The following is a 22794-nucleotide window of genomic DNA, read 5'->3' on the forward strand; positions in this document are numbered from 1 at the left end:
GTCAGCGGACCTCCAGTTCCAATGCCTCCGCCCGGGCTTCCCAACCCAGACGCTCCAATTCCGGGGTGTCGGCCTCGTCCTCGGGCCAGCCGAGGCAGAAGTAACCGATCAGGTCCCATGTGGCCGGGACCGCGAGGTCCCGTGCCAGCCGGTCCGGGTCCAGAATGGAGACCCAGCCGAGCCCCAGCCCCTCGGCCCGCGCGGTCAGCCACATCATGGTGACCCCCGACACGACCGAGTACTGGCGCATTTGCGGCATGCTCGCCGCGCCCAGACCCGACCCCTTGGTCGGATCCGTGTCGCAATAGATCGCCAGCTGTACCGGGGCGGCGTCCATGCCCGACAGTTTCAGCCGCGCGTAATCCGCGGCCTTGTCGCCCGGCTGCCCCGCAAGGGCATCCGCGTTGGTCTCGGCGAAATTCGCCGCCGCCGCGGCGCGGGCCGCGGGGCTGTCGATCCGCAGCACGCGCCACGGCTCGGACAGGCCCACCGAGGGGGCCAGGCGCAGGCTGTCGAGGCAGCGCGCGAGCACCGCGTCGGGCACCGGATCGGTGCGGAAGCGGCGCACATCGCGCCGCCACCGCATCAATTCCGTCAGTTCCGCGCGAAACGCGGGCGTGAAGCTGCGCATGGGCTAACCCCTTGCCAAACCGTCCGAATTACTCGGCAGTGGCCTCTTCGGCGGGGGCCTCATCGGCGGGCGCTTCGGAGGCTTCCGCGGCCTTGGCGGCCTTTTCCTCGGCGCGGTCCTGGGCCTTCTTGCCCGGCACGGCCTTCTTGGGGTTGTTGCGCTCGGTCTTGGGCAGCACCTCGGCGGCCTCCAGCATCCGCGCCACGCGGTCGGTCGGCTTGGCGCCTTCGCCCAGCCAGTACTGCACGCGCTCCAGGTCCATCTTCACGCGGTCTTCGCTGTCCTTGGGCAGGAGCGGGTTGTAGGTGCCGAGCTTCTCGATGAAGCGCCCATCGCGGGGCATGCGGCTGTCGGCGGCCACGATACGGTAGAAGGGGCGTTTCTTGGAGCCGCCGCGGGCGAGCCGGATTTTCATTGCCATTGTCTTGTTCTCCTTGGCTTTTTTCTGATCTGAGCCGGGGCTCAGGATTGGTGTTGCTTATGGTGTTGGATGACTTCCTGAATGATGAAGTTCAGGAATTTCTTGGCGAAGTCGGGGTCGAGATCGGCCATTTCGGCCAGCTCCGACAGGCGTTTGATCTGGCTTTCTTCGCGGGTCGGGTCCGAGGGCGGCAGGGCGTGCTCGGCCTTCAGTCGGCCCACGGCCTGGGTGTGCTTGAACCGCTCGGCCAGCGTGAAGACGAGGATCGCGTCCAGCCGGTCGATGCTGTCGCGGTGCTCGGCCAGCACCTGGGCGGCGCGGGAAACGGCGTCGGTCATGGGCGTCCTCCGCAGCCCGAAAAACCGCCCAGAACCGGCGTCGGGCAAGTGTCGGGCAAGTGTCGGGCAAGTGTATGGCACCTGTCGGGCAAAACCGCCCGACCGCGGGTCCGGGTCCGGTCAGTCAAGGGCGTATCCTTTCGGTTTAAACAGCGGGTCGGCGTAATGGCCGATCTCCATCTCGATGCCGTGGGCGAGCTGGCTGCCGCGCAGGGCGGCGGGGGCCGGGTGGCGATAGACCACGTCGTCGCCGGTCACCGTTGCCGCCGCCTTGTCCTTGGCCGCGCCGAGCCGCTCGGCCAGCCGGATGCTGTCGAGATCCATCGGGTCGAGATAGCTGACCGCCCCGTCCCAGCCGCGCTGGTCGTAATAGTAGCGGCGGCAGGCATGGACCGCCTCCAGGGCGAAGCCGTGGCCGGATTTCTCGGGCCAGATGATCCAGGCGATCTCGCGCTCGGGCCATTTCGCGGGCTGCCAGCCGCCGGCCATGCCGTAGGTCTCGTCGGTCGCCTTGTCGTGGATCATCCACATGCCGAAGCCGCGGATCTCCCAATGGCCGATCTCGGCGGCGTAGAGCATCCAGGTCTCGTAGGCGTTCAGCGGCCCGCCCATGAAGCGCGACCGGTAGGAGGCGAAGGTTGCCTTGAAGTTCGGGTAATCCTCCGGCACGGGGCCACGCAGGGCCAGGCGCCGGGTTTCCAGCACGGGGATGTCGCGATGTCCCATCAGGCGGCCTCGTGCCAGAGGGCCGGGTCGTGGCGCCAGACATCGAGGCCCGGCTTGGGGGCCTTGGCGTCAGGGTCCGGATGCGCGCCGAGTTTCTCCGCCAGTTTGGCGGACGGGGCGTTTTCGGGTGCGATATAGCTGACGGCCGTGTCCCAGCCCAGGTGCCCGAAGGCATGGGTCAGGCAGGCGCGGGCGGCCTCGTCGGCATAGCCGCGGCCCTCGGCGCCGGGCCAGAGCAGCCAGCCGATCTCGGGCTCCGGCCAGTCGGCGGGGAACCACGGGCCCACGAGGCCGATGGGCGTCTCGGGCTCGGCCTGGGTCAGCAGGGTGAACATGCCGAAGCCGCGCATGGGCCAATGGGCCATCTCGACGCAGAAGGCGTACCAGGCCTGATCTTCGCTCAGCGGGCCATGGGCGTGGCGCGACCGGTCGGACATGTAGAAATCGCGGTAGCCGGGGAAGTCTCGCGCCGCGGGAGGGCGCAGGATCAGCCGGTCGGTGGTCAGGAGCGTCATGTGGCGAGCTCCTGTGCGGAGGGGTGACGCCAGATGGCCATCGGGCCGAACCGCTCATGGGTGTACATGCCGTCATGCCGGGCGCCCAGCCGTTCGGCCAGGGCGATGGAGCGCGCATTGGCCGGGTCGATCAGGCTGATCGCGGTGTCCCAGTCGAGCACGTCATAGGCGTAGTGGCGGGCGGTGCGGGCCGCCTCGGTCGCGATGCCCTGGCCTTGGGCTGCGGGAAGCAGGGTCCAGCCGATCTCCGGTTCCGGCCAGCCTTCAGGGCACCACAGACCCACGGTGCCGCAAAAGACGCCGGTGTCGCGCCGCGCCACCGCCCAGCGGCCATAGCCGCGCAGTTGCCAATGCCCCAGCTCCATCGCGACCATGCGCCAGACCTGTTCCCGCGTCATCGGGCCCCCGACGAAGCGCACGCCCTCGGTGGCGTAGAACGGCACGAGCGCGTCCACGTCCTCCAGCCCCAGGGGGCGCAGGATCAGCCGCTCGGTCGTGAGCGTGGGGATATGCAGGTCGGTGTCGCGCATCACTTCTTCTTGCCGAAGCCCGACAGGCCGGGGGGCAGGGCGCCGCCACCGAGGCCGGGCAGGCCGCCGCCGGGCATCTTGCCCATGGCCTTGGCGGCCTTTTCCAGGTCGGCGGGGTTCATGCCCGCGAGATCGCCGGGCATCCCCGGAGGCATGCCGCCCTTGCCGCCGCCGAGCATCCCGCCAAGGGATTTCATCATCCCCTTCTTGCCCATCTTGCCCATCTTCTTCATGGCATCGGACATCTGGCGGTGCATTTTCAGCAGCTTGTTGAGGTCGGAGACCTCCATCCCCGCGCCCTTGGCGATCCGCTTCTTGCGCGATGCCTGCAGGATCTGCGGGTTGGCGCGCTCCTTCTTGGTCATGGACTGGATCAGGGCGATCTGGCGGCGGATGACCTTGTCGTCGAACCCGGCCTCGTCGAGCTTGCCCTTCATCTTGGACATGCCGGGCATCATGCCCATCAGGCCTTCGACCCCGCCCATCTTTTCCATCTGTTCGAGCTGGCCGCGCAGGTCGTTCATGTTGAACTGACCCTTCTGGAAGCGCTTCATCATGCGCTCGGCCTGCTCGGCCTCGATGGTTTCCTGGGCCTTTTCCACGAGCGCCACGATGTCGCCCATCCCGAGGATGCGGCCGGCGACGCGGTCGGGCTCGAAGGTCTCCAGCGCATCCATCTTCTCGCCCAGGCCCACGAAGCGGATCGGGCGGCCGGTGACCGCGCGCATCGAGAGCGCCGCGCCGCCGCGCCCGTCGCCGTCCATCCGGGTCAGCACGACGCCGGTGATGCCGATGCGGTCGTCGAAGTTCTCGGCGGTGGTGACCGCGTCTTGGCCGGTGAGCCCGTCAACCACCAGCAGCGTCTCGCGCGGGTTTGCGACATCGCGGACGGCCTCGACCTGGGCCATGAGCTCTTCGTCGATGGACAGGCGCCCGGCGGTGTCGAGCATGTAGACGTCGTAGCCGCCCAGGGAGGCCTGGGTTTTCGCGCGCCTGGCGATGGCGACCGGGTCCTCGCCCTTGACGATGGGCAGGGTGTCGACGCCGATCTGGGCGCCGAGGATGGCGAGTTGTTCCATGGCCGCGGGGCGGTTGACGTCGAGCGAGGCCATCAGGATCTTCTTGCCGTCACGCTCCTTGAGGCGCTTGGCGATCTTGGCGGTGGTGGTGGTCTTGCCGCCGCCCTGCAGGCCGACCATCAGGATGGGCGCGGGCGGGTTGTCGATCTTCAGCGCACCGGGGTCTTCGTCGCCCTGCAGGACATGGACCAGCTCGTCATGGACGATCTTGACGACCTGCTGGCCGGGGGTGACGGATTTGGTGACGGCCTGGCCGGTGGCCTTTTCCTGGACCGCCTTGATGAAGTCGCGCGCCACAGGCAGGGAGACGTCGGCTTCCAGAAGGGCGACGCGGACCTCCCGCAGGGCGGTGGCGACATCGGCCTCGGAGAGCGCGCCCTGCTTGGTCAGCCGGTCGAAGACACCGGAGAGGCGGTCGGAGAGATTTTCGAACATCGCGGTCTTCCTTGTCGGTCTTGTCGGTCTCTCGGGTCTGGGCGGCCCAGGGCGGGGATCCCGATGCTCAAAGCGGAAAGGCACCCGTGGGCGCAACGCGCTGACGGGTGGCGATCCCTGCACAGGGGCAAAGGGACCGGAGGGCGCAGGCTCTCCGGGGGTTTGGCGGGCGTATGGCCTGTTGCGGGGCGGGAGTCAAGGCTGCCGGGCGCGGGCAAGCGGTTTCGAAACCGCTTGGGCCCCGGCCCGCAGCGTCGCGCCAGTGGCGGGCGCGGCGCGACGCCGGACCCAGGGGCCCGGTGTCCTTCGGTGGCCGCCCGGGTGCGACCAAGCGGTTTCGAAACCGCTTGGCCCGGTGGCGGGCGGGACGCTCAGGCGGCCAGGGCGTCGATGGCGGCGTCGGCCTTGGCGTGGCTGGCCTCCGCATCGACCATCAGCCGGTCGGCGGCGACGATTTCCACCTCGTGAATGCCGATGAAGCCCAGCACGTGGCGCAGGTAGTCCGTGGCGAAGTCGATCGCGCTGCCGACCTCGGTGCCGCCGGAGGCCACGGCCAGGATGGCGCGCTTGCCCTCCAGCAGCCCCACGGGGCCTTCGGGGGTATAGCGGAAGGTCACGCCCGCCCGCGCCACCTGGTCGATCCAGGCCTTCAGCGTCGAGGGGATGCCGAAGTTCCAGATCGGCAGGGTGATCAGGACCGTGTCGGCGGCCTGCAGTTCGGCCACGAGGCTATCGGACAACGCCAGCACAGCGCGCTGGTCTGCCGTGCGCTCGGCCTCGGGGGTGAAGTTCGCGCCGATCCAGTCGGCATCCACCGCCGCAAGCCCGGCGGTGATGTCCCGGGAGACGACCTGGGCCGCGCCGAGCCGGGCGAGGATGCGGTCGCCGAGCTGGCGGGAGACCGAGCTGGTGCTGCGGGGGGAGCTGTCGATGCGGAGAACGGAGGTCATGGGAGCGATCCTGTCTGTGTGTTGGGGGGGAGGGCGAAAACCGCGCCCGATATTCGGTGTGTGCACCAAGAATTGAGCATTGCGAAAACGAACACAATTCCGCATATTGAACAGGAACTGTGAGTAGGTGCACAAATGCCGATCGAAAATTGGGACGAGGTCCGCACGGCTTTCCAGGTGGCCCGTCTGGGCACGGTGAGTGGCGCGGCCGAGGTGCTGGGCGTTCATCATGCCACCGTGATCCGCCATATCGACAGCCTGGAAGGGCGGCTCGGGGTCAAGCTGTTTCAGCGCCACGCGCGGGGCTACACCGCGACCGATGCGGGCAAGGACCTGCTTCAGGTGGCGCAGGTCACCGCCGACCAGCTGGAACAGCTCTCGGGCCGCCTGCATGGGCACGGGGCGCAGGTGACGGGCGAGCTGGTCATCACTTCGCTGGAAATCCTGTCGCCCCTGATCGCGCCGGTGCTGGCCGAATTCCAGTGCGAGCACCGCGACGTGATGGTGAAACTGATCACCGACGCGCGGGTCTTCCGGCTGGAATACGGCGAGGCGCATGTGGCGATCCGGGCCGGGCGCAAGCCGGAGGATCCCGACAACATCGTCCAGCCGCTCTATATCCAGAAGATGGCCTTTTTCGGCACGCCGGAGTACCTCGATACCCACGGGCCGATCGAGATCGGCGGCGATTATGCCGGGCACCGGATCGTGGGCAGTACGCTCGACGAGCCGCGCGCGCCCTTCAACATCTGGATGCAGGAAAACATGCCCGCGGAGCGGGTCGTCTATCGCGCCTCGGACATCCGCGGGGCGGGGGACGCGGTGGTCGCGGGGGTGGGGGCCGGGTTGCTGCCGGTCTGGTGGGCGGACAAGTACCCCGGGGTCGTGCGTCTTTGCGATCCGATCGACGCCTGGTCGAGCCGGATCTGGCTGATCACCCATGTGGACCTGCACCGCACCGCCAAGGTGCAGAGCTTCACCACTGTCCTGAAGGCTGCCGCCAAGACATGGCCCTGAAGCCGCTCGCGGGGGAGCGGGCGACGGGGCTGAGGGCGCGTCTGCGCGCGCTGTCCGGTCCTGCCCAGGGGCACCTGGCGATGCTGCTGTTCTCGGCCCTGGTGGCGGGGTCTTTCGCCCTGGGCGGGCAGATCGCCAACGAGATCGCCCCCGCCGCCCTGAACGCGGTCCGGTTCGGGATCGCCGGCGGGGTCGTGGGGCTGGTCGCCTGGGCCACCGGCGGGCTGAGCCGCGACCTGCTGCGCGCGCCCTGGCGGTTCGCGCTGCTGGGCGGGGTCTTCGCGGTCTATTTCGTGCTCATGTTCGAGGGGCTGAAGACCGCCGATCCGGTCTCGACCGCCGCCGTTTTCACCCTGACACCGGTCATGGCGGCGGGGTTCGGCTGGATACTCATGCGGCAGGTGACGACCCCGCGCATGGCGTTCGCGCTGTCGGTGGGGGCGGCCGGGGCGCTCTGGGTGATCTTCGACGCCTCGCTGGCGGCCTTTCTGGCCTTCGATATCGGCCGGGGGGAGGCGATCTTCTTCGTGGGCTGCGTGGCCCATGCGCTTTATGCGCCCATGGCGCGGCTCCTGAACCGCGGCGAGAGCGCGGCGGGCTTCACCTTCGGCATGCTGGTGGGGGGCTGTGTGCTGCTGTTCGCCTATGGCTGGCGCGATGTGCAGGCGACGGACTGGGCCAGCCTGCGGCCGCTGGTCTGGATCACGCTGGGGTATCTGTCGGTGGGCGCGAGCGCGGCGACTTTCGTGCTGCTCCAGACGGCGACGTTGCGGCTGCCCTCGGCGAAGGTCATGGCCTATACCTATCTGGTGCCGAGCTGGGTCATCCTGTGGCAGATCGCGCTGGGCGCGGCGGTGCCGGACCCCTGGGTGCTGGTGGGGGTCGGGCTGACCTGTCTCGCGCTCGTGCTGCTTTTGAAGCCGGAGACGCCCGGGGGCTGATCCTAGTCCGGCTCCGGGCCTGCGGGCAGCTCGGCCTCGAGAAACCTCTCGAACGCGTCGAGATGGACCGCCTCGAACTGCCCGAAGCTCTGCATCCAGATCGAGGCATCGCGCAGGGCGTCCGGCTCCAGCTTGCACCATTTCACGCGGCCGCGCTTTTCCTGGCTGATCAGGCCCGCGCGGGTCAGGATGCCGAGATGTTTCGAGATCGCGGCCAGCGACATCGCAAAGGGCTCGGCCACGTCCGTCACCGCCATGTCGTCCTCCAGCAGCATGGTGAGGATCGCGCGGCGCGTGGGGTCCGCGAGGGCCGCGAACACGGTGTCGAGCTGGGATGTCATGGCCCGGTCCTAGCACGGCCCCGCGCGCTGGGACAGCGGGCCCGTGCGCCGGTGCGGCCCCGGTGTGGTCCCCGTCGCGTCCCAGTGTGGCCATTGCCCGGCACACGGGGTATAGGGCGCGCAAAATCGCTGCCTCCCTGTCGAAGGACCGACCATGACCGATCTCGTGCCCCTGCGCCGCGCGCTGCTTTCCGTATCCGACAAGACCGGGCTTGTGCCCCTGGGGCAGGCGCTGGCCGCGCGGGGGGTGGAGTTGCTGTCCACCGGGGGGACGGCGAAGGCCTTGCGCGAGGCCGGGCTGGACGTGGTGGACGTGGCGGAGGTCACGGGCTTTCCCGAGATGATGGACGGGCGGGTCAAGACCCTGCATCCCAAGGTCCATGGCGGGCTTCTGGCGCTGCGCGACAATGCGGCCCATGTCTCGGCGATGGAGCGGCACGGCATCGGGGCGATCGACCTTTTGGTGGTGAACCTCTACCCGTTCGAGGCGACCGTGGCGGCGGGCGCGGATTACGCGGCCTGCATCGAGAATATCGACATCGGCGGGCCGGCGATGATCCGGGCGGCGGCGAAGAATCACAGCTTCGTCACGGTGCTGACGGATGTGGAGGATTACGAGGCCCTGCTGGCGGAGCTGGAGGCGCGGGAGGGGGCCACCGGCTATCCGTTCCGGCAGAAGATGGCGCTCAATGCCTATGCGCGCACGGCGGCCTATGACGCGGCGGTGTCGGGCTGGATGACCGATGCGCTGGCCGAGGTGGCGCCGCGGCGGCGGGCGGTGGCGGGCACGCTGGCGCAGACCCTGCGTTATGGCGAGAACCCGCACCAGGGGGCGGCGTTCTACGTGGACGGCTCGGACCGGCCCGGGGTGGCGACGGCGGTGCAGCACCAGGGCAAGGAGCTGAGCTACAACAACATCAACGACACCGACGCGGCCTTCGAGCTGGTGGCGGAGTTCGCGCCCGAGGACGGGCCGGCCTGCGCGATCATCAAGCACGCCAATCCCTGCGGCGTGGCGCGGGGTGCCACCCTGGCGGAGGCCTATACCAAGGCGTTCCAATGCGACCAGACCTCGGCCTTCGGTGGAATCATCGCGTTGAACCGGCCACTGGACGGCCCGACGGCGGAGGCGATCGCGGGCATCTTCACCGAGGTGGTGATCGCCCCGGGGGCCGATGAGACGGCGCGCGCGGTCTTCGCCGCCAAGAAGAACCTGCGCCTGCTGACGACCGAGGGCCTGCCGGACCCCAAGGCCCCGGCGCTGACCGTGCGGCAGGTGTCGGGCGGCTACCTGGTGCAGGACAAGGACAACGGCAATATCGGCTGGGACGACCTGAAGGTGGTCACGAAGCGCGCGCCGAGCGAGGCGGAGATCGCGGACCTTCTGTTCGCGTGGAAGGTCGCCAAGCATGTGAAATCCAACGCCATCGTCTATGTCAACGACGGCGCCACCGTGGGTGTGGGCGCGGGCCAGATGAGCCGGGTGGACAGCGCCCGGATCGCCGCGCGCAAGTCCGCCGACATGGCCGAGGCGCTGGGCCTCGAGACGCCGCTGATCCAGGGCTCGGTCGTGGCGTCGGATGCGTTCTTTCCCTTCCCTGACGGGCTCTTGACGGCGGCCGAGGCCGGGGCCACGGCGGTGATCCAGCCGGGCGGGTCGATGCGCGATGTCGAGGTGATCGCGGCGGCCGACGCGGCCGGGCTGGCCATGGTCTTCACCGGCATGCGCCATTTCCGGCACTGAGCCCATGCGCGCGCTGGCCCTCTCGGCGGTTGTCGCCTTCGCCATCGACCAGCTCAGCAAGCTGGTCGTCGTGCATTGGCTGAACCTCAAGGAGATCCGGGCGATCGACGTGCTTCCGCCTGTCCTGAACTTCCGGATGGGGTGGAACCACGGGGTGAATTTCGGCCTGTTCGGCTCGGACAGCGAGGCGATGCGCTGGGCCCTGATCGTGCTGGCGCTGGCGATCTGCGCGGGCGTGGTGATCTGGGTGCGGCGCGAGGGCGGCGGGACGCGGGTGATGGTCAGCGCGGGCCTGCTGGTCGGTGGCGCGCTGGCCAATGTGCTCGACCGGGTGATCTACGGCGCGGTGGCGGATTTCCTCAACATGAGCTGCTGCGGCATCCGCAACCCGTTCACCTTCAACCTGGCGGATGTGGCGATTTTCGCCGGGGCGCTGGGGCTGGTGCTGTTCACCGGCAAGACGGAAAAAAACCCCTCGTGACCCCGGGGGCGAGATACGCTAAGTCGGGTACGCGACCGGGTAGGGAGATCGAGATGGACGCGACAGCCAAACGCCTGGGCACCGTGCTGCTGGCCTGCATCGTGCTCAGCGCCTGTGGCTCGGGCGATGAGGCGCCGGTGCTGATGAATGTGCGCTCGACCACCACCGGGCCGGACGAGTTCGCGATCCTGCCCAACAAGCCGCTGGAGATCCCGCAGAACCTGTCGTCGTTGCCCGCGCCCACGCCGGGGGCGGCCAACCGCACCGACCCCTCGCCCCGGGCCGATGCGATCGCGGCCCTGGGCGGGCGCCCGGACCGGGCCGCGCCCGGTGGCGACGTGCCGAGCAGCGACCGGGGCCTGCTGGCCTATGCCAACCGCTACGGCTTCGGCGGGGATATTCGCGCCACGCTGGCCGCCGAAGACCTGGAATTCCGGCAGCGCAACAACGGGCGGCTGCTGGAGCGGTGGTTCAGCGCGAATGTCTATTTCGATGCCTACGAGCCGCAATCGCTCGACCAGGATGCGGAGCTCGAACGCCTGCGCCGGGGCGGGGTGCGCAACGTCTCGGCCCCGCCCGCGCCCACCCCGGGGGGCTGACCGGGCGCTCACGTCCGCGCCACCATGCCTTGAACCTGGGCGTTCCGCACGTACCTTTAGGCCAACCAAGGATGGAGACGCGAATGACGCGATGGTTTTTTCCGCGCCTGGCCGCGGCCGGGCTGGCAGTATCCCTGTCGGTCGCTGCCCCGGCCCAAGCCGCCGAGGACGTGACGACCTACACGCTGGACAACGGGCTGGAGATCGTGGTGATCGAGGATCACCGGGCCGCCGCGGTGACCAACATGGTATGGTACCGCACCGGTGCCGCCGATGAGCCGCCGGGCAAGTCGGGCATCGCCCATTACCTCGAACACCTGCTGTTCAAGGGCACCGATGAGCTGGCGCCGGGGGAATTCTCGGCCACGGTGCAGGCCAATGGCGGGTCCGACAATGCGTTCACCTCCTGGGATTACACCGGATATTTCCAGCGCGTGGCCGCCGACCGGTTGGAGCTGATGATCAAGATGGAGGCCGACCGCATGGTCGACCTGGAGCTGAGCGAGGAGATCGTTCTGCCCGAGCGCGACGTGATCCTCGAAGAACGCAGCCAGCGCGTCGACAGCTCGCCGGGCTCGATCTTCGGCGAGCAGCGGCGCGCGGCGCAGTATCTCAACCATCCCTACGGCGTCCCGATCATCGGTTGGCGGCATGAGATGGAGCAGTTGAGCCGACAGGACGCGCTGGATTTCTACGAGACCTATTACGCGCCCAACAACGCCATCCTGATCGTGGCGGGCGACGTGCAGCCCGAGGAGGTCAAGCGGCTCGCGGAGCAGTATTTCGGCCCGATCCCGGCCAACCCGGACCTGCCCGCGCGCGTGCGTCCATTGGAGCCGCCGCAGGTGGCCGAACGGCGCATCGCCTATGCGGACCCGCGGGTGGCGCAGCCTTACGTGATCCGGACCTACCTGGCCCCGGAGCGGGACAGCGGCGCGCAGGAGACCGCCGCGGCGCTGACCCTGCTGGCAGAGCTTCTGGGTGGGTCGAGCGCCACGTCGTTTCTGGGCGAGAAGCTGGAATTCGAGGAAAGCCGCGCGGTCTATACCTCGGCCTTCTATTCCGGCGTGTCGCTGGATGACACGACCTTCGGGCTGATCGTGGTGCCCGCCGAGGATGTGAGCCTTGCGGAAGCCGAGGCCGATCTCGACCGGGTATTGGCGGAGTTCATGGCGTCCGAGATCGACGCCGAAGCGCTGGACCGGATCAAGATGCAGATCCGCGCGGCGGAGATCTATGGCCGCGACAGCGTGGGCGCACGGGCGCGGGAATACGGCACGGCGCTGACCTCGGGGCTGACCGTGGCGGACGTGCAGGCCTGGCCCGAGGTGCTGGCCGCGGTGACGGCCGAGGATATCAAGGCGGCCGCCGAGATGGTGTTCGACAAACGCAAGGCGGTGACCGGTTGGCTCATGCGCGACGGGGAAGAGGAGCTGATGCAATGAGCCGTATTCTGGGCGGGTTCGCCGCGCTGATCCTCTGGGCCGTTCCGGCCTGGGCGATCGTCGACATCCAGGAGGTGACCTCCCCCGGCGGGATCGAGGCCTGGCTGGTGGAGGATCATTCGATCCCCTTCACCGCGCTGGAGATCCGGTTCGAGGGAGGTGCCGCCCTGGACCCCGAGGGCAAGCGGGGAGCGGCCTATTTCATGAGCGGGCTGCTCGAAGAGGGCGCGGGGGCGTATGACGCGCGCGGCTACGCGGCCCGGACCGAGGCGCTGGCGGCGAGTTTCGAGTTCGACATCTCCGACGACAGCCTGTCGATCTCGGCGCGGTTTCTGACCGAGAACCGGGACGAGGCGCTGGAGCATCTGCGCCTGGCCATCCAGGAGCCGCGTTTCGACGACGACGCGATCGAGCGGGTGCGGGCGCAGATCCTGTCGGTCATCGCCTCGGACGCGCAGGACCCCAACGCCATCGTCGGCGTGCGGTTCGATGCGCTGGCCTTTCCCGACCACCCCTATGGCACACCCTACGAGGGCAGCGCCGAGAGTGTCGCGGGGCTGACCCGCGACGACCTGGTGGCGTCGCACCGCGCGATTCTCGCCCGCGACCGGATCCATGTCGGCGCGGCGGGCGATATCACCGCCGAGGAGTTGGGCGGTGTGCTCGACGCGCTTCTGGGCGCGTTGCCGGAGTCCGGCGCGCCCCTGCCCGAAGACACCGAGGTCGCGCTGACCGGTGGGGTGACGGTGGTTCCTTTCGCCTCGCCGCAATCGGTGGCGCGGTTCGGCCATGAGGGACTGGCGCGGGATGACCCGGACTTCTTCCCGGCCTTCATTCTCAACCAGATCGTCGGCGGGGGCGGGTTCAGCTCCCGCCTGATGCAGGAGGTGCGGGTGGAGCGGGGCCTGACCTATGGCATCGGCTCCTACCTGCTGCCGCTGGACGACGCGGCGCTCTATATCGGGCAGTTCAGCTCCGACAACACCCGCATCGCCGAGGCCATTGCGGTGATCCGCGAGCAGTGGGCCGATATCGCCGCGAACGGGGTGACCGCGGAGGAGCTGGACGAGGCGAAGGTCTACCTGACCGGGGCCTATCCGCTGCGTTTCGACGGGAACGGGCGGATCGCCAGCATCCTTGTCGGCATGCAGCAGGACGATCTGGGCATCGACTACATCCCCACGCGCAACGACAAGGTGCGCGCGGTGACCCTGGACGACATCACCCGCGTGGCGGCGCGGCTGCTGCGGCCGGAGGATCTGCGCTTCGTGGTGGTGGGGATGCCCGAGGGGCTCGAGGCCTCCAACTAGCCCTAGGCGACTCGGCGCGGTCATGCTACATCCGGTGGCATGTCCGCGCCCAACCCCAATATCATGCCCTCGCACCCGGATCTTGCGGCGCGCCCGGTGATCCGGCAGCTCGACGAGGCCGCGATCAACCGTATCGCCGCGGGCGAGGTGATCGAACGCCCCGCCTCCGCCGTCAAGGAGTTGGTGGAGAACGCGCTCGACGCCCAGGCCCGGCAGATCGAGATCGCCTATGCGGACGGGGGCAAGACCCTGCTGCGGGTGACCGATGACGGCATCGGGATCGCCGCCGGGGATCTGCCGCTGGCGCTGGCGCGGCATGCCACGTCCAAGATCGACGGCGCGGATCTTGTGAACATCCATACCTTCGGTTTCCGGGGCGAGGCGCTGCCGTCGCTCGGCGCGGTCGGGCGGCTGACCATCGCCTCGCGCGCGGCGGGTGCCGAGGCGGCAGAGGTGACGGTGGAGGGCGGGCGCATGGGCCCGGTCCGGCCCGCGGCCCTGAACCGCGGCACGGTCGTCACCTTGCGCGATCTGTTTTCCGCCACGCCCGCGCGGCTGAAATTCCTGCGCTCGGACCGGGCGGAGGTGCAGGCGATCGGCGAGGTCGTGCGCCGCCTCGCCATGGCCGAGCCTTCCGTGGGCTTCACCCTGCGCGATGTCTCCGGGGGCGGCGAGGGGCGGGTGACCTTCCGCGTGGCGCCGGAGCAGGGCGACCTGTTCGACGCGCTGCACCGGCGGCTGGGCCGGGTGCTGGGTTCGGAGTTCGCCGAGAATGCGCTGAGGATCGAGGGGGAGCGGGAGGGGCTGCGCCTGACCGGCTATGCGGCCCTGCCGACCTATTCGCGCGGCGCGGCGGTGGCGCAGTTTCTCTTCGTCAACGGGCGGCCCGTGCGCGACAAGCTGCTGGTGGGCGCGCTGCGCGGGGCTTATGCGGATTTTTTGAGCCGGGACCGGCATCCGGCGGCGGTGCTCTTTGTCGACTGCCCGCCGGAGCGGGTGGATGTGAACGTCCATCCCGCCAAATCCGAGGTGCGCTTCCGCGAGCCCGGGGTGGCGCGCGGGCTGATCGTCACCGCCCTGCGCCATGCGTTGGCCGAGGCCGGGCACCGGGCGTCGAGCACCGTGGCCGATGCCACCCTGGGCGCGTTCCGGGCGCCGGACGCGGCCGGGAGCGGCGCGCGGATCTACCAGATGGACCGACCGTCTTCGGCGGCCCTGGGGCGCAGCACCGCCTGGCAGGCCCCGGAGACCGCGGCGCAGGGCTTCGGATTTGCCGAGGCGCCGTCGGCCCGGGTGGAACCTGCCGAGACCGTCGAGGCCGTCGCGCGGCCCCTCGGGGCGGCGCGGGCGCAGCTGCATGAGAATTACATCGTGGCCCAGACCGAGACCGGCATGGTGCTGGTCGATCAGCACGCGGCCCATGAGCGGCTGGTCTATGAGCGGCTCAAGGCGCTGATGGCGGAGAACGGCGTGCCGTCCCAGGCCCTGCTGATCCCCGAGATCGTCGAGATGTCGGAGGCCGATGCGCGGACCCTGCTGGACCGGTCCGAAGAGCTGGCCGCGCTGGGCTTGCGGATCGAGCCCTTCGGGCCCGGTGCGGTGGCCGTGCGTGAGACACCGGCGCTGCTGGGGCCGGTGAAGGCCGAGGCGTTGTTGCGCGATATCCTGGACGAGCTTTCGGACCTGGGCCAGACCGATGCGCTGCAGGCGCGGATCGAGGCGATCCTGTCGCGCATGGCGTGCCACGGTTCGGTCCGGTCCGGGCGGCGCATGAGCGGGGAGGAGATGAACGCGCTTCTGCGCCAGATGGAGGCGACGCCCCATTCGGGCCAGTGCAACCACGGGCGGCCCACCTATGTGGAGCTGAAACTGGCTGACATAGAGCGGCTCTTCGGGCGCACATGATCGAGATCGCGGGCAGGGTCTGGAGCGAACAGGAACTGGTGCTGGCCGGGGCGGCGGCGCTGGGCATCGTGCTGCTGTCGATGCTGATCCTGCTGGTGGTGGCGGTGCGGGCCGCCGGACGCTCGGCCCGGGCGACCGAGCCGCTGGTGGTGCAGGTCGACACGTTGGGCCGCGCGGTCGAGGCGCTGGGCCAAGGGCAGCACGCGCTGTCGGGGGGGCTGAAATCGGTGTCGGACGCCCAGGCCACGGCGCAGATGCACATGGTCCAGACCATGGAGGCCCGCCTGGCCCATGTGCAGCAGCAAATGACCGAAACGCTCCATGCCAATGCGTTGAAATCCGCGAATGCCCTGTCGGAGATGCAGACGCGGATGAACGAGACCCTGTCGGGCAGTTCGGAGAAAACCACGAAATCCCTGACCCAGTTGCAGGAGCGGCTGGCCACGATCGACAAGGCCCAGACCAATATCGAGAAGCTGTCGGGCGATGTGCTGAGCCTGCAGGATATCCTGTCGAACAAGCAGACCCGCGGCGCGTTCGGGGAAATCCAGCTCCATGACATCGTGTCCAAGGCGTTGCCGGCGGATGCCTACGCGATGCAGGCGACGCTGAGCAACGGCAAGCGCGCGGATTGCCTGATCGGGCTGCCGAACCCGCCGGGCCCCATCGTCATCGACAGCAAGTTCCCGCTGGAGGCCTACGAGAAGCTGCGCGCTGCCGGCACCCCGGCGGAGCAGACGCTCGCCCTGCGGGAGATGAAGGCCGCGGTCCGGACCCATATCAAGGCGATTGCCGAGCGCTACATCATCGAAGGCGAGACCGCGGACGGGGCGCTGATGTTCCTGCCGTCCGAGGCGGTCTATGCGGAACTGCACGCCTCCCTGCCGGAGGTGGTGCGCGAGGGCTTCGCGGCAAGGGTCTGGATCGTGTCGCCCACCACCTGCATGGCGACGCTGAACACCATGCGCGCGGTGCTGAAGGATGCGCGGATGCGCGAGCAGGCGGGGGCGATCCGCAAGACCCTGGGAATGCTGCACCGGGATGTGGAGATCGTGCTGGAGCGGGTGGCGAAGCTCGACACCCATTTCAACCAGGCGCGTCAGGACCTCGACGGGATCACCACGGCGGCGGAACGCGCAGGCAAGCGCGCGGGGCGGCTGGAGAGCTTCGATTTCGACGAACAGAATGACGGACCGCAGCTGATTTCGGTGGCGGATCCGTCGCGCTGACCGCCCCGGTCGCGGGCCGGGCGTGTCAGATGCGCAGGAAGGGCTGCGCGATTTTCGGCAGGATGCTGCGGAATTTCAGCGGCGCGTCGGTCGCTGCGAGGCATATGCAGGCCTCCCCCGCCTCGGCCACCGGGGTATGTTCCACGTTCGGGTCGGCCACCTCGATGTCGCCCGGGCCGAACCGGTCGAACTCGTCCCGGAAGGCCCCTTGCAGCACCAGGGTCAGCTCGGTCCCGTGATGCCCGTGATCGGGCACTTCGGCCCCGGCCGGAATATAGAGCAGCCGCACGGACGCCTCCTTGGAGGTCGGCAGGATCGCCTGCCGCACCCCGAGACCCACGGAGCGCCAATTCACATCCTCCACATCGCCCTGCACGTATTCCGCAAGCGGGCTGGGAAAGACGGAGCTGCGCGGCGCGGCACCGTTGGTCATGGATTTGGGCAGCTTGATCGGCCCTTTGGGCGGCAGCGCCTGGATCGCGGCCAGACATTTGTCCAGCGCCTCGGGCGCCAGCTCGACCTCGGCGGTATCCTCGAGCAGCGCCCCGCCGACCGCGTCATGGGCGGCCAGGGCGGCGCGGCAGTCATCGCACATGGAGATATGGGTTGCGACCACGAGGCTGAACGCCTCGGGCAAGGTGCCCGCGGAATACGCCATCAGGAGTGCGTCGTTCAGGTGGTGCTTGATACCGGTCATGGCGTTCTACTGCTTCAATTCATGCCTCAGCTTGTCCAACGCTAACCTAAGTCGCGACTTGATCGTGCCAAGGGGTAAACCCGTTTGGGTTGCAATCTCGCTATGGGACATATCCCCGAAATAGCAACGTTCAACAAGTATACGTTGCTTCTCGGGCAACTGGATCAGTGCGGCCTGAAGTTTTTCGCTTTCTTGTTGAAGCATGAGGACATCGGCCTGGTCGGGCTCGGGTTCCGGACCCCAGGGAAGCTCCTCCGGTTCCGGGCGGCGTTCCTTGCGGAGCATGTCGATCCGGCGGTTCCGGGCGATGGTGAAGATCCAGGTGGCCACGCTCGCGCGGCTGGGATCGAACATATGCGCCTTCTGCCAGACCGTGGTCATGACGTCCTGCGCGCAATCCTCGGCCAGGGTGTCGGAGGCGCCGGACTTGATCAGGAAGGCCTTGATGCGCGGCGCGAAGTGCCGGAACAGGCGCGCGAATGCAGCCGTATCCTGCCGGTCGCGAATGGCCAGCATGACCGAGACCCATTCCATGTCGAGGGGCCGCTCCATCGTCGTCTTGTGCGCCAGTGCCACCCGGGTCCTTTCCTGACCGCTTCCGTCCCACCGACACACTTTAGAGAGCGATCCCCGGCTATGCACCAAAAATATCCGTGTGGACCGCAAGTTAAATCCCGCCGAAGGCTGGTCCTGACGGTTTTTTTGGCATCTTTGGGAGAAAGACAAATCCAACGCGCTTGTCAGTGCGTATGTCAACCAGACAGGACACGAGGGAACCAGTTCATGCCATTCGAGACGACAAGAGGGGCATCGCGGCGAGTCGCGGTGATCGGAGGGGGTATATCCGGGTTGGGCGCGGCCCATCTTTTGGCAAAGGATCACAGCGTCGTGGTGTTCGAGGCCGAGAGCCGGTTCGGAGGCCACGCGCGCACGGTCACGGCTGGGCGCTTCGGGGACCAGCCGGTGGATACGGGCTTCATCGTGTTCAACTATGCCAACTATCCCAACCTGACCAAACTCTTCGACGAACTCGACGTGCCGGTGAAGAAGTCGGACATGAGCTTTGCGGCCTCCATCGATGGCGGGCGGCTGGAATACGGGCTGCGCACGGTCGGAACACTGTTCGCACAGAAGCGTAACCTGTTCAGACCGGCCTATCTGCGGATGATCAAGGATATCGCCACCTTCAACCGCCGCGCGGTCGAGGTGGCCGACGACCCGGAGATCACCATCGGACAGTTCCTGGACAAGCTCGGCACCGGGCCGTGGTTCCGGGATTACTACATCACGCCGCTCTCGGGGGCGATCTGGTCGACGCCGGTGTCGAAGATCCTCGATTTCCCGGCCCGCGCCATGGTGCAGTTCTTCGAAAACCACGCCCTGCTGGGCGCCACCGGGCAGCACCAGTGGTACACGGTCGACGGCGGCTCCATCGAATATGTCTCGCGCCTGTCGCGTTCGCTGAACGAGGCCGGGGTGGAGATGCGCGCCCCGGCGAAGGTCACCGCGGTGCAGCGGATCGAGGACGGGGTGCTGGTCAAGGTCGAAGGCGGCGACTGGGAGCCGTTCGACGACGTGGTCTTCGCCGCCCATTCGGATCAGACCCTCGCCATGCTCGCCGACAGCTCCGAGGCAGAGCGCGCGGCGCTCGGCGCGGTGAAGTACCAGGCGAACGAGGCGATCCTGCACGGCGATGCCAGCACCATGCCGCAGCACCGCAACATCTGGGCCGCCTGGAACTATGTCGAAGAACGCGGCAAGACCGCCGACCGGATCGACCTGACCTACTGGATGAACAAGCTGCAATCGATCCCCAACGACGATCCGCTCTTCGTGACGCTCAACACCACCAGGCCGATCCGCGGCGCGCTGATCTATGACACGGTGACCTTCCACCACCCGGTCTACGACATGCCGGCGCAGCATGCGCGCGAGGCGCTGCGGTCCATGCAGGGGATGCGCAACACCTATTTCTGCGGCGCCTGGATGCGCAACGGCTTCCATGAGGACGGGTTCGCCAGTGCCGTGGACGCGGTCGCGGTCCTGAACGCGCGCAACCGGGCCCCGAACAAGGTGGCCGCGGCATGAGCGTGCTCGACCATATCGAGGCGCAGACCTTTCACGGGCGCCGGGGCGGTGTGGAGAACGATTTCCGCTATTCCATCGACTACCTGCTGATCGACCCGGAGGCGGAGCCGAAGACGCCGTTTTTCTTCTCGCGCAACCGGGCCAATCTCGCCTCCCTGCGGGACCGGGACCATGGCGGGGCACCGGGGCAGGGGACCGGGGCGAACTGGGTGCGCGACCTGCTGCATATTCAGGACCTGGAGGTCGCGGACGGCCAGATCCTGCTGCTGGCGCAGCCGCGTATCCTCGGCCATGTGTTCAACCCGGTCTCCTTCTGGCTGTGCCATGACATGGACGGGGCGCTGCGGGTGGTGATTGCCGAGGTCTCCAACACCTTCGGGGACCGGCATTGCTATCTCTGTCACCGCGACGACCTGGCGCCGATCACCCGCTCGGACATCCTGAGCGCGCAGAAGATCTTCCATGTCTCGCCGTTCCAGCCCGTCGAGGGCAGCTATACCTTCCGCTTCGACATGCGGCCCGACCGGGTCGGGGTCTGGATCGACTACACCACCGGCAACGAGGGGCTGATCGCCACGCTGACCGGAATGCGCAAGCCGATGACGAGCCTGGGCATCCTCAAGGCCTGCCTGCGGCGCCCGCTGGGCTCGCGCCGGGTGCTGGGGCTCATCCATTGGCAGGCGCTCAAGCTGTGGTGGAAAGGCGCGATCTATCGCAGTCGCCCGGAACCGCCGGTGGAGGACATCTCCAGGTGACTGATGCAGCCGCCACGGTGATCGCAGCGGACAAACCGCGCCTTCCGGGCTTTGCGGTCTTCGCGGCGATGATCGCGGCGGCGGGGTTGCCGATCTACATCCACGCACCGAAATTCTACGTGGACACCTACGGGGTGAGCCTTGCGGCGCTTGGCGGTGTTCTGTTCGTGCTGCGGATGCTGGATTTCGCGCAGGACCCCTTGCTGGGCTGGCTGTCGGAGCGCACGCGCAAGGCCCGCGCGGCGATGGTGACGGGGGCGGTGGCGCTGCTGGCCCTGTCGATGCTGGGGCTGTTCGCGGTCGCGCCGCCGATCGCGCCCCTGTGGTGGTTCGCCCTGACCCTGACCGGGCTCTTTTCGGCCTTCAGCTTCCTGACCATCAGCTTTTACGCCCAGGGCGTGCAGGCCGCCGACAGTCTCGGGCCCAAGGGGCACACGCGGCTCGCCAGTTGGCGGGAGACCGGCGCGCTGCTGGGCGTGTGCGTGGCGGCCGTGGCGCCGACGCTCCTGATGGGCACCCAGGCGCCCTTCACGGCCTTCGCGCTGGGCTTTGCCATCCTGTGCGGCGGGGCGCTTTGGGCCATGCGCGGACAGTGGAGTGCGGCCGCCCTGCCCAAGTCCCCCGAGAGCGGCTTTCGCATCGTGCTGCGCGACCCCACGGCGCGCTGGCTTCTGGTGCTGGCGCTGGTCAACGCGACCCCGGTGGCGGTCAGCTCCACCCTGTTTCTGTTCTTCGTCGAAAGCCGCCTGGACGCGCCGGGCATGGAAGGCCCGCTGCTGCTGCTGTTCTTTCTGGCCGCGGCGGCCTCCGCCCCGCTCTGGGGCAGGGCCGCGGCGCGGTTCGGGGCCAAGCGCAGCCTCTTGTCGGGCATGGTGCTGTCCATCGTGGCCTTCGCGGGCGCGGCCCTGCTGGGGGCGGGGGACACCGCGCTCTTTGCGCTGGTCTGCCTCGGTTCGGGGGCGGCACTGGGTGCGGATCTGACGCTGTTGCCCGCGATTTTCGCCCGCCGCATGGCCAGGATCGCGCCCACGGCGGCCGAAGGCTTCGGCCTGTGGTCGCTGGTGTCCAAGTTTACGCTGGCTTTTGCGGCGGTCGCTCTACTTCCGCTCCTAGAGACGACCGGATTTACGACAGGTCCCGATAACGACCCGCAAGCGCTGCGCATGCTGACCATTCTGTATGCGGTGGTGCCTTGTGTTCTGAAACTGGTGGCGATCACCCTTCTGACCGCCATCCGATTGGAGGAAGACGACTGATGGAACCCATCCTCTACACCCTCCTGGGCGTGCTCCTGACCCTCGCCCTGTTTGGCCTGTGGCGGGCCAAGTTCAGCTTTGCCGCCCAGCAGCCCGAGGATTATGCCGACCGCGGCCCGGATTTCGACATTCGCGAACAACTCAACGGCCCGATCCTGTGCGAGGGCGTGATCTACGGCCCCACGGGCCGCGTGACCTCGCGCTTCGTGGCGGATTTCGAGGCCAGCTGGGACGGTGACACGGGCGTTATGCGCGAGGAATTCCGCTATGACAGCGGCACGACGCAAACCCGCGAATGGCGCCTGACCCTAGACGGCGCCGGCCGGATCCGGGCCGAGGCCGATGACCTGGTGGGGGCCGGCAGCGGACGGCAGACCGGGGCGAGCGTCCTGCTCAACTACCGGATCAGGCTGACCGAGGACGCGGGCGGCCATGTGCTGGATGTGACCGACTGGATGTACCTGATGGAGAACGGCGCGATCATCAATCGCAGCCAGTTCCGCAAGTTCGGCCTGCCGGTCGCGGAACTGGTGGCGACCATGCGCAGGAAACCGGATGCCAAGCTCGCGCGTTTGGAAGCTGCGGAATAATCACGGAAAGGCAAGATCGTGCGGGAACTGACGGGAAAACGCTATTGGCTGGTCGGGGCAAGCGAGGGGCTCGGCCGGGCCCTGGCGGAGCATCTGAGCCGGATGGGCGTCGAACTGGTGCTTTCTGCACGGTCCGAGGACCGGCTGAAGGAACTGGCCGAGAGCCTGCCGGGCAAGGCCCATGCGGTGCCGGTGGATATCTCGGACACCGCCAGCGTGACCGCCGCCGCCGAGGCCGCGGGTCAGATCGACGGCATGGTCTTTCTCGCCGGGGTCTACTGGCCGCTGAAGGCGACCGAATGGGACGCCGAGAAGGTCGAGGCGATGTGCGACATCAACTTCACCGGGGCGGCGCGCTGCGTCGGTGCGGTGCTGCCGGGCATGGTGGCGCGGGATGCGGGCCATATCGTGCTGACCGGGTCGCTGTCGGGGTTTCGCGGCCTGCCGGGGGCGTCGGGATACGGTCCGTCCAAGGCGGGGGTGATGGCCATGGCCGAGGCCATGCATTGCGACCTGCGCAAGACCGGCGTCGATGTGCAGGTGGCCAACCCGGGCTTCATCCGGACCCGCCTGACCGAGAAGAACGATTTCAACATGCCCTTCCTGATGGAACCCGAGGACGCCGCCCGGGAGATGGTGGAACTGATGCTGACCGACAGCTTCAAGCGCAGCTTCCCTGCGGTCTTCGCCAGCTTCTTCCGGCTCAGCCAGTTCCTGCCCGACTGGGCCTATTACCGGATCTTCGCCTGAGACCGCCGCAGGGTGCGGCAC

Annotated in this window: 25 protein-coding genes; 14 read left to right on the forward strand and 11 right to left on the reverse strand. The window is 68.2% G+C overall.

The window, feature by feature from the left end; translation table 11 throughout:
- Position 1: 1 nt before the first annotated feature.
- The 8 genes from bluB to PVW48_RS19230 all read right to left on the reverse strand — a co-directional run bounded on the left by bluB (position 2) and on the right by PVW48_RS19230 (position 5625).
- Positions 2 to 631 (reverse strand): 5,6-dimethylbenzimidazole synthase, encoded by a 630-nt coding sequence (bluB, locus tag PVW48_RS19195; RefSeq protein WP_274582553.1) that lies wholly within the window; start codon positions 629 to 631, stop codon positions 2 to 4.
- 28 nt (positions 632 to 659) lie between these two features.
- Positions 660 to 1052 carry a 30S ribosomal protein S16 gene (rpsP, locus tag PVW48_RS19200; protein ID WP_274582554.1) on the reverse strand — a complete coding sequence of 131 codons (393 nt, stop codon included), beginning with the start codon at positions 1050 to 1052 and terminating at the stop codon, positions 660 to 662.
- A gap of 41 nt (positions 1053 to 1093) precedes the next feature.
- Entirely contained in the window at positions 1094 to 1390 is a 297-nt protein-coding gene (locus PVW48_RS19205; RefSeq protein ID WP_012177028.1) for a chorismate mutase, read from the reverse strand.
- A gap of 120 nt (positions 1391 to 1510) precedes the next feature.
- Positions 1511 to 2116 carry a GNAT family N-acetyltransferase gene (locus PVW48_RS19210; RefSeq protein ID WP_012177029.1) on the reverse strand — a complete coding sequence of 202 codons (606 nt, stop codon included), beginning with the start codon at positions 2114 to 2116 and terminating at the stop codon, positions 1511 to 1513.
- Positions 2116 to 2631 carry a GNAT family N-acetyltransferase gene (locus PVW48_RS19215; protein WP_274582556.1) on the reverse strand — a complete coding sequence of 172 codons (516 nt, stop codon included), beginning with the start codon at positions 2629 to 2631 and terminating at the stop codon, positions 2116 to 2118. Before PVW48_RS19215 ends, PVW48_RS19210 begins: the two co-directional genes overlap by 1 nt.
- A complete protein-coding gene (locus PVW48_RS19220; protein ID WP_274582557.1) occupies positions 2628 to 3161 on the reverse strand; it encodes a GNAT family N-acetyltransferase in 534 nt (177 codons plus the stop codon). Before PVW48_RS19220 ends, PVW48_RS19215 begins: the two co-directional genes overlap by 4 nt.
- Positions 3161 to 4675: a signal recognition particle protein gene (gene ffh, locus PVW48_RS19225; RefSeq protein WP_012177032.1), complete on the reverse strand. Its 1515-nt coding sequence runs from the start codon at positions 4673 to 4675 to the stop codon at positions 3161 to 3163. Before ffh ends, PVW48_RS19220 begins: the two co-directional genes overlap by 1 nt.
- Before the next feature lie 371 nt (positions 4676 to 5046).
- The gene (locus PVW48_RS19230; protein WP_274582558.1) at positions 5047 to 5625 is read right to left on the reverse strand and encodes an FMN-dependent NADH-azoreductase; all 579 of its coding nucleotides are present in this window, start codon (positions 5623 to 5625) and stop codon (positions 5047 to 5049) included.
- A 141-nt stretch (positions 5626 to 5766) separates the two neighbouring features.
- Between PVW48_RS19230 and PVW48_RS19235 the strand changes: the two genes are divergently transcribed.
- Positions 5767 to 6642 carry a LysR family transcriptional regulator gene (locus tag PVW48_RS19235; RefSeq protein WP_274582600.1) on the forward strand — a complete coding sequence of 292 codons (876 nt, stop codon included), beginning with the start codon at positions 5767 to 5769 and terminating at the stop codon, positions 6640 to 6642.
- An 80-nt stretch (positions 6643 to 6722) separates the two neighbouring features.
- Positions 6723 to 7583 (forward strand): DMT family transporter, encoded by an 861-nt coding sequence (locus PVW48_RS19240; protein WP_274582601.1) that lies wholly within the window; start codon positions 6723 to 6725, stop codon positions 7581 to 7583.
- A gap of 2 nt (positions 7584 to 7585) precedes the next feature.
- On the opposite strand, the gene PVW48_RS19245 is transcribed toward PVW48_RS19240, so the two are convergent.
- A complete protein-coding gene (locus PVW48_RS19245) occupies positions 7586 to 7924 on the reverse strand; it encodes an ArsR/SmtB family transcription factor (protein ID WP_012177036.1) in 339 nt (112 codons plus the stop codon).
- 154 nt (positions 7925 to 8078) lie between these two features.
- On the opposite strand from PVW48_RS19245, the gene purH reads away from it, so the two are divergent.
- The 7 genes from purH to PVW48_RS19280 all read left to right on the forward strand — a co-directional run bounded on the left by purH (position 8079) and on the right by PVW48_RS19280 (position 16637).
- On the forward strand, positions 8079 to 9668 hold the full coding sequence (purH, locus tag PVW48_RS19250; protein ID WP_274582559.1) for a bifunctional phosphoribosylaminoimidazolecarboxamide formyltransferase/IMP cyclohydrolase: 1590 nt from the start codon (positions 8079 to 8081) through the stop codon (positions 9666 to 9668).
- A 4-nt stretch (positions 9669 to 9672) separates the two neighbouring features.
- Entirely contained in the window at positions 9673 to 10149 is a 477-nt protein-coding gene (lspA, locus tag PVW48_RS19255; RefSeq protein ID WP_274582560.1) for a signal peptidase II, read from the forward strand.
- Between the two features lie 53 nt (positions 10150 to 10202).
- The gene (locus PVW48_RS19260) at positions 10203 to 10748 is read left to right on the forward strand and encodes a DUF3035 domain-containing protein (protein WP_012177039.1); all 546 of its coding nucleotides are present in this window, start codon (positions 10203 to 10205) and stop codon (positions 10746 to 10748) included.
- Between the two features lie 83 nt (positions 10749 to 10831).
- Complete coding sequence (locus PVW48_RS19265) at positions 10832 to 12193, forward strand: M16 family metallopeptidase (protein WP_274582561.1); 1362 nt, start codon at positions 10832 to 10834, stop codon at positions 12191 to 12193.
- The gene (locus PVW48_RS19270) at positions 12190 to 13503 is read left to right on the forward strand and encodes a M16 family metallopeptidase (RefSeq protein ID WP_274582562.1); all 1314 of its coding nucleotides are present in this window, start codon (positions 12190 to 12192) and stop codon (positions 13501 to 13503) included. Before PVW48_RS19265 ends, PVW48_RS19270 begins: the two co-directional genes overlap by 4 nt.
- 39 nt (positions 13504 to 13542) lie before the next feature.
- On the forward strand, positions 13543 to 15408 hold the full coding sequence (mutL, locus tag PVW48_RS19275) for a DNA mismatch repair endonuclease MutL (RefSeq protein ID WP_274582563.1): 1866 nt from the start codon (positions 13543 to 13545) through the stop codon (positions 15406 to 15408).
- Positions 15405 to 16637 carry a DNA recombination protein RmuC gene (locus PVW48_RS19280; RefSeq protein WP_012177043.1) on the forward strand — a complete coding sequence of 411 codons (1233 nt, stop codon included), beginning with the start codon at positions 15405 to 15407 and terminating at the stop codon, positions 16635 to 16637. The genes mutL and PVW48_RS19280 overlap by 4 nt, the downstream gene beginning before the upstream one ends.
- Positions 16638 to 16662: 25 nt before the next feature.
- Here PVW48_RS19280 and PVW48_RS19285 read toward each other — a convergent pair whose 3' ends face one another.
- Together PVW48_RS19285 and PVW48_RS19290 are read right to left on the reverse strand one after the other, a co-directional pair.
- A complete protein-coding gene (locus tag PVW48_RS19285) occupies positions 16663 to 17334 on the reverse strand; it encodes a ChrR family anti-sigma-E factor (protein ID WP_274582564.1) in 672 nt (223 codons plus the stop codon).
- A gap of 6 nt (positions 17335 to 17340) precedes the next feature.
- Complete coding sequence (locus PVW48_RS19290) at positions 17341 to 17886, reverse strand: sigma-70 family RNA polymerase sigma factor (protein ID WP_044028236.1); 546 nt, start codon at positions 17884 to 17886, stop codon at positions 17341 to 17343.
- A 231-nt stretch (positions 17887 to 18117) separates the two neighbouring features.
- On the opposite strand from PVW48_RS19290, the gene PVW48_RS19295 reads away from it, so the two are divergent.
- The 5 genes from PVW48_RS19295 to PVW48_RS19315 are packed head-to-tail and all read left to right on the forward strand — an operon-like array spanning position 18118 to position 22773.
- Positions 18118 to 19422 carry an NAD(P)/FAD-dependent oxidoreductase gene (locus PVW48_RS19295; RefSeq protein WP_274582565.1) on the forward strand — a complete coding sequence of 435 codons (1305 nt, stop codon included), beginning with the start codon at positions 18118 to 18120 and terminating at the stop codon, positions 19420 to 19422.
- The gene (locus PVW48_RS19300) at positions 19419 to 20177 is read left to right on the forward strand and encodes a DUF1365 domain-containing protein (RefSeq protein WP_012177047.1); all 759 of its coding nucleotides are present in this window, start codon (positions 19419 to 19421) and stop codon (positions 20175 to 20177) included. Before PVW48_RS19295 ends, PVW48_RS19300 begins: the two co-directional genes overlap by 4 nt.
- A complete protein-coding gene (locus PVW48_RS19305) occupies positions 20174 to 21433 on the forward strand; it encodes an MFS transporter (RefSeq protein ID WP_274582566.1) in 1260 nt (419 codons plus the stop codon). The genes PVW48_RS19300 and PVW48_RS19305 overlap by 4 nt, the downstream gene beginning before the upstream one ends.
- Complete coding sequence (locus tag PVW48_RS19310; protein ID WP_274582567.1) at positions 21433 to 22023, forward strand: DUF3833 domain-containing protein; 591 nt, start codon at positions 21433 to 21435, stop codon at positions 22021 to 22023. Before PVW48_RS19305 ends, PVW48_RS19310 begins: the two co-directional genes overlap by 1 nt.
- Before the next feature lie 18 nt (positions 22024 to 22041).
- Positions 22042 to 22773: an SDR family NAD(P)-dependent oxidoreductase gene (locus PVW48_RS19315; RefSeq protein WP_274582568.1), complete on the forward strand. Its 732-nt coding sequence runs from the start codon at positions 22042 to 22044 to the stop codon at positions 22771 to 22773.
- Positions 22774 to 22794 lie beyond the last annotated feature (21 nt).

This window comes from Dinoroseobacter sp. PD6, from assembly GCF_028807315.1.
Taxonomy (GTDB): Bacteria; Pseudomonadota; Alphaproteobacteria; order Rhodobacterales; family Rhodobacteraceae; genus Dinoroseobacter; species Dinoroseobacter shibae.

Coding starts and splice junctions, on each gene's coding strand:
- bluB (WP_274582553.1), bottom strand. CDS start 631: ATGCGCAGCTTCACGCCCGCGTTTCGCGCGGAACTGACGGAATTGATG.
- rpsP (WP_274582554.1), bottom strand. CDS start 1,052: ATGGCAATGAAAATCCGGCTCGCCCGCGGCGGCTCCAAGAAACGCCCC.
- PVW48_RS19205 (WP_012177028.1), bottom strand. CDS start 1,390: ATGACCGACGCCGTTTCCCGCGCCGCCCAGGTGCTGGCCGAGCACCGC.
- PVW48_RS19210 (WP_012177029.1), bottom strand. CDS start 2,116: ATGGGACATCGCGACATCCCCGTGCTGGAAACCCGGCGCCTGGCCCTG.
- PVW48_RS19215 (WP_274582556.1), bottom strand. CDS start 2,631: ATGACGCTCCTGACCACCGACCGGCTGATCCTGCGCCCTCCCGCGGCG.
- PVW48_RS19220 (WP_274582557.1), bottom strand. CDS start 3,161: ATGCGCGACACCGACCTGCATATCCCCACGCTCACGACCGAGCGGCTG.
- ffh (WP_012177032.1), bottom strand. CDS start 4,675: ATGTTCGAAAATCTCTCCGACCGCCTCTCCGGTGTCTTCGACCGGCTG.
- PVW48_RS19230 (WP_274582558.1), bottom strand. CDS start 5,625: ATGACCTCCGTTCTCCGCATCGACAGCTCCCCCCGCAGCACCAGCTCG.
- PVW48_RS19240 (WP_274582601.1), top strand. CDS start 6,723: ATGCTGCTGTTCTCGGCCCTGGTGGCGGGGTCTTTCGCCCTGGGCGGG.
- PVW48_RS19245 (WP_012177036.1), bottom strand. CDS start 7,924: ATGACATCCCAGCTCGACACCGTGTTCGCGGCCCTCGCGGACCCCACG.
- purH (WP_274582559.1), top strand. CDS start 8,079: ATGACCGATCTCGTGCCCCTGCGCCGCGCGCTGCTTTCCGTATCCGAC.
- lspA (WP_274582560.1), top strand. CDS start 9,673: ATGCGCGCGCTGGCCCTCTCGGCGGTTGTCGCCTTCGCCATCGACCAG.
- PVW48_RS19260 (WP_012177039.1), top strand. CDS start 10,203: ATGGACGCGACAGCCAAACGCCTGGGCACCGTGCTGCTGGCCTGCATC.
- PVW48_RS19265 (WP_274582561.1), top strand. CDS start 10,832: ATGACGCGATGGTTTTTTCCGCGCCTGGCCGCGGCCGGGCTGGCAGTA.
- PVW48_RS19270 (WP_274582562.1), top strand. CDS start 12,190: ATGAGCCGTATTCTGGGCGGGTTCGCCGCGCTGATCCTCTGGGCCGTT.
- mutL (WP_274582563.1), top strand. CDS start 13,543: ATGTCCGCGCCCAACCCCAATATCATGCCCTCGCACCCGGATCTTGCG.
- PVW48_RS19280 (WP_012177043.1), top strand. CDS start 15,405: ATGATCGAGATCGCGGGCAGGGTCTGGAGCGAACAGGAACTGGTGCTG.
- PVW48_RS19285 (WP_274582564.1), bottom strand. CDS start 17,334: ATGACCGGTATCAAGCACCACCTGAACGACGCACTCCTGATGGCGTAT.
- PVW48_RS19290 (WP_044028236.1), bottom strand. CDS start 17,886: ATGGAGCGGCCCCTCGACATGGAATGGGTCTCGGTCATGCTGGCCATT.
- PVW48_RS19295 (WP_274582565.1), top strand. CDS start 18,118: ATGCCATTCGAGACGACAAGAGGGGCATCGCGGCGAGTCGCGGTGATC.
- PVW48_RS19300 (WP_012177047.1), top strand. CDS start 19,419: ATGAGCGTGCTCGACCATATCGAGGCGCAGACCTTTCACGGGCGCCGG.
- PVW48_RS19310 (WP_274582567.1), top strand. CDS start 21,433: ATGGAACCCATCCTCTACACCCTCCTGGGCGTGCTCCTGACCCTCGCC.